General features: G+C 67.9%; 2 protein-coding genes. One reads left to right on the top strand and one right to left on the bottom strand.

Features of this window, described 5'->3' with window-relative positions; all coding sequences use genetic code 11:
• Positions 1-98: 98 nt before the first annotated feature.
• Complete coding sequence (locus ACFWPJ_RS25995; protein WP_378855066.1) at positions 99-2,672, bottom strand: ATP-dependent Clp protease ATP-binding subunit; 2,574 nt, start codon at positions 2,670-2,672, stop codon at positions 99-101.
• A 313-nt stretch (positions 2,673-2,985) separates the two neighbouring features.
• Here ACFWPJ_RS25995 and ACFWPJ_RS25990 point away from each other — a divergent pair.
• Positions 2,986-4,326: AMP-binding protein (locus ACFWPJ_RS25990; protein ID WP_378855064.1), on the top strand; the 1,341-nt coding region annotated here is incomplete at its 3' end.

Here is a 4,326-nt window from a genome sequence, read left to right as displayed (position 1 = left end):
GGTATCCTGTTTGCGTTTACGCTGGTGGGCCCCGGGCGGACCCCCCCACCCGGGGGGGGGGGCGCGCCGGCCCCCCCCCCCCCCCCCCCGCCTGTACCCTACTTCTTCGACGAGGCGAGCTTCTTGTTCTCGCCCTTCTTCGCCGACTTCTTCTTCGAGTGCGACTTCGGTTCGGCGCCATTGGTATCGGCGCCACCGGTCGGCGCGACGGCGGTGACGACCAGATCGTCGTCCGCCGTGTCGACATTCACCGTCGCCCCCGGCTCCAGGCCGCCGTCGAGCAGCAGCCGCGAGATCCGGTTGTCGAGCTCCTTCTGCACCGTGCGACGCAACGGCCGGGCGCCGAACTCCGGCTGGAAACCCCGATCGCCCAGCCAATCCACCGCCGACTCGCTGATGTCGAGCTCGATGTCCTGGGCGGCGAGCATGCGCCGGGTCTTGTCCAGGATCAGGTTCACGATCCGTTCCAGCTGCGACTTGTCGAGCCGGTGGAACACCACGGTTTCGTCGATGCGGTTGAGGAACTCCGGCCGGAAATGCTGCTGCAGCCGTTCCATCAGCTGCGGTGTGATCGCATCCAGATCACCCTCCGGCGCCTTCAAGATCAGGTCCGAGCCGATGTTGGAGGTCATGATGACGATCGTGTTCTTGAAATCGACGGTGCGGCCCTTGGAATCGGTGACCCGGCCGTCGTCGAGCAACTGCAACAGCACGTTGAACACATCCGGGTGCGCCTTCTCGACCTCGTCGAACAGGATCACCGAATACGGCTGCCTGCGCACCTTGTCGGTGAGCTGCGCCGCGTCGTCGTAGCCGACATATCCGGGCGGGGCGCCGACGAGGCGCGAGACCGTGTGCTTCTCCTGGAACTCGCTCATGTCGAAGCGGATGAGCCGGTCCTCGTCGCCGAAGACGGCCTCGGCCAACGCTTTCGCGAGTTCGGTCTTGCCGACACCGGTCGGCCCGAGGAACAGGAACGAGCCGATCGGCCGGTTCGGATCCTTGAGCCCGGCCCTGGCGCGGCGCACCGCCTCGGCGACCGCGACGATCGCCTCATCCTGCCCGACCACGCGCTTGTGCAGCACGTCCTCGAGCTGGAGCAGCCGCTGCTTCTCCTCGGCGGTCAGATCCGCGACGGGAATACCGGTCTGCCGGGAGATCACCTCGGCGATGTCGATGACCTCGACCTCGGGCTCGCCCGCCCGCCCGCCGGATTCCTCGAGCTCTTCCTCCTTGGCCGCGATATCGGCCTTGATCGCGGTGGCCTTCTCGTAGTCCTCGTTGTCGACCGCGGCGTCCTTCTCCCGGTACAGCCGCGCGATCTCCTCGTCCTTGGCCCTCGCCGCCGGATCGGGTGTGCCCGACCGCAGCCGCACCCTGGCACCGGCCTGGTCGATCAGATCGATCGCCTTGTCGGGCATGAACCGATCGGTGATGTAGCGATCCGAGAGCTGGGCCGCCGCGATCAGCGACTCGTCGGAGTAGCGCACCTGGTGGTGCTCCTCGTAGACATCGGCCAGACCGCGCAGGATCTCGATGGTGTCCTCCACCGAGGGCTCCGACACCATCACCGGCTGGAACCGGCGCTCGAGCGCGGCATCCTTCTCGATGTACTTGCGGTACTCGTCGATCGTGGTCGCGCCGACGACATGCAGTTCACCGCGGGCGAGCGCGGGATTGAGCAGGTTGCCCGCGTCCATCGAGCCCTCGCCGCCACCACCGGCGCCGACGATGGTGTGCAGCTCGTCGATGAAGACGATCAGTTCGTCCGAGTGCGCGCGGACCTCGTCGAGGATCTGGGTCAGCCGCGCCTCGAACTCACCGCGGTACTTGCTGCCGGCGACCAGTGTGCCGACGTCGAGCGCGATGACGCGGCGGTCGGCGAGGGTGGACGGCACGTCGTTGTTGACGATCCGCTGCGCCAGCCCCTCCACGATCGCGGTCTTGCCGACACCGGGATCACCGATCAGCACCGGATTGTTCTTGCGCCGCCGCGACAGGATCTCGATCGTCTGCTCGATCTCCTCCGCCCGCCCGACGACCGGGTCGACGAGACCTTCGCGGGCCTCCGCGGTGAGATCGCGGCCGTATTCGTCCAGCGTGGGGGTGTCGGTCTGCTGCTGTCGCTTGGCCGGGGAGCCCGTGGTCGCGGGGCCGGACGTGTTACCGCTCTGGGTGGCGGCGATGCCGGCCATCAGCGCCTGGGCAGCTACGGAGTCGGGGAGCGAGGCGATGCCGAGCAGGACCTGCTCGGGGCCGATGTAGCTGCTGCCGGACTGCGCGGCCTGCCGTTGGGCGGCGCGCAGGGCCAGCTTGGTGCCGGGGCTGAGGGTGATGTCGGCGAGGTCGTCTTCGCTGGGCGAACCGGTGTCGAGGTATTCCTGCATCTGCTCGGCAACCTGGTCGGGATCCAGGCTGAGCTCGGCCACGATGCTGCGGCCCGGCTCGGCTTCGGTGGCGGCGTAGAGCAGATGCTCGGGCGTGATCTCGGGATTGCCCCACTCCTGGGCGGCCTCGCGGGCCGAGCCGATCAGCAACTTGGCGTTGTCGGTCATGAGTCTGCCCAGGTCGATGCGCTGCACGGGTGGCTTCGCCGACATTCCGGGGCCGAAGAATCGCTGGAAGATGTCATCGAACGAGTTCATCGAACTACCTGGCCAGCTCGCTGTCATGTCCACACCTCTTCGCTCGTCGCGCCGCTCTCGCGGCGACTGATGCAGATCGGGTCGGTACTGCCAGCAATACTTCGGCATCCCCGGGTGGGGTGCAAGCGATTGGAGAGTTTCACATCTGCAACGTCATGAGGTGTGGCCCGCAAACCAAAGTCCGGCCGAAGCGGTCCCAAACCACCGGTTCTGTCTGATTCTTGATCGAGGAGCGGCACGGACGGGTAGCGTGACGACCCGCGGCGCGGTATCGACCGCGGCGCCCATATTTGCCCGCCGACCGAGCTGGTCGAACAGGCCGACGGGAAGAGCACGGAGTTTGGTCAACGACGTCATCGATGTCACCGCGGATTTCACGATCGCGCGGCAATCACTGTGGGATGTCCTGCTGGATCCGCAGAGCTATCCGCGGATGTTCACCGGCATCGGCAGCTGCGAACGGGTCGAGCGGCCCGACGGTTCGGTGGTGTGGCAGGTACGGGTCGGGTCGGCCGCCGCGGGGATCGAGACCCACGAATTCGTCCTCGTGATCGGGCGCTGGTACGAGAGTTTCGAGTTGCGCAGTCCGGCGCTGGGCAGCTTCGCCTCGGTCCGGCTGCGTGGCGACGAGCAGCGAACGCGCCTCGACATCACCCTGTTCGCCGCGGCCAGGGTGCACCCGCTGCTGGGCGAGCGCGGCAACTCCACGGTCACCGACTGGGTGAAGGCGGGGCTGCGCCGCACCGCCGACGTCATCGCGGGCACCCGATCCTCGGTGGTGGTCAACGCCGAACGCTCGATGATCCGGCGCAATGCCGGGGTGGCGCGCAGCATCGCGGCGACCGGGCTGATGCGTCCCGAACCCATCTCGATGGTGAAACAGCTTCGCTCCCTGTCGAAGTGGGGCTTCAATCTGGCGGGCGGATATGCCGCCGGCGCGGCGCACGCGCCGGATCGGCTCGCGCTGATCGACCCGCGGGGCACCCGTACCTTCGCCGAGGTCGACACCAGGTCCACCGCGCTGGCCGGGGCGATGCACGCGCTGGGTCTGCGCGCGGGTGACGCCATCGGCCTGCTGTCGCGCAATCACGCGGGCATGGTCGAGACCATGGTCGCCGCGGGCAAACTCGGCGTCGACGTGGCGCTGCTCAATGCCGGACTGTCCGGGCGCCGGATCGAGGAGATCGTGCAGCGGCACCGGCTCAGCGCGGTCTTCGTCGACGGGCCGCTGGAAACGCTGATCCGCTACCTGCACAGCGACGTTCCGCGATTCACCACCGACGATCTGCCGCCGGACCCGGATCGCACGACGGTCGACGGCCTGATCGCGTGGGGAAGCGACGACTTCCCGGTCCCGGCGCATCCCGGCAGACTGATCGTGCTCACCTCGGGCACGAGTGGTTCGCCCAAGGGCGCGCGCCGCCCGCACGCCAAGGGTTTCGGCACGATCGCGGCACTGCTCTCGCGGATCCCGCTGCGGGTCGAAGAGGTCATGCTGATCCCGGCGCCGCTGTTCCACACCTGGGGCCTTGCCGGATTGCAGCTGAGCACCGCGCTGCGCGCCACCGTGGTCCTGACCGACGGTTTCGACGCGCTCGAGTGCCTGCGGTCGAGCGCCCAGCACCGGTACACCACCTTGATCGTGGTCCCCCCCATGGTCGAAAGACTGGTCGACGTTCCG

Origin of the sequence: Nocardia sp. NPDC058497 (assembly GCF_042720195.1) — a bacterium.
GTDB lineage: Bacteria > Actinomycetota > Actinomycetes > Mycobacteriales > Mycobacteriaceae > Nocardia.
The sequence above is the reverse complement of the archived record's forward strand: the minus strand, read 5'-3'. Positions and strand labels throughout refer to the sequence as shown.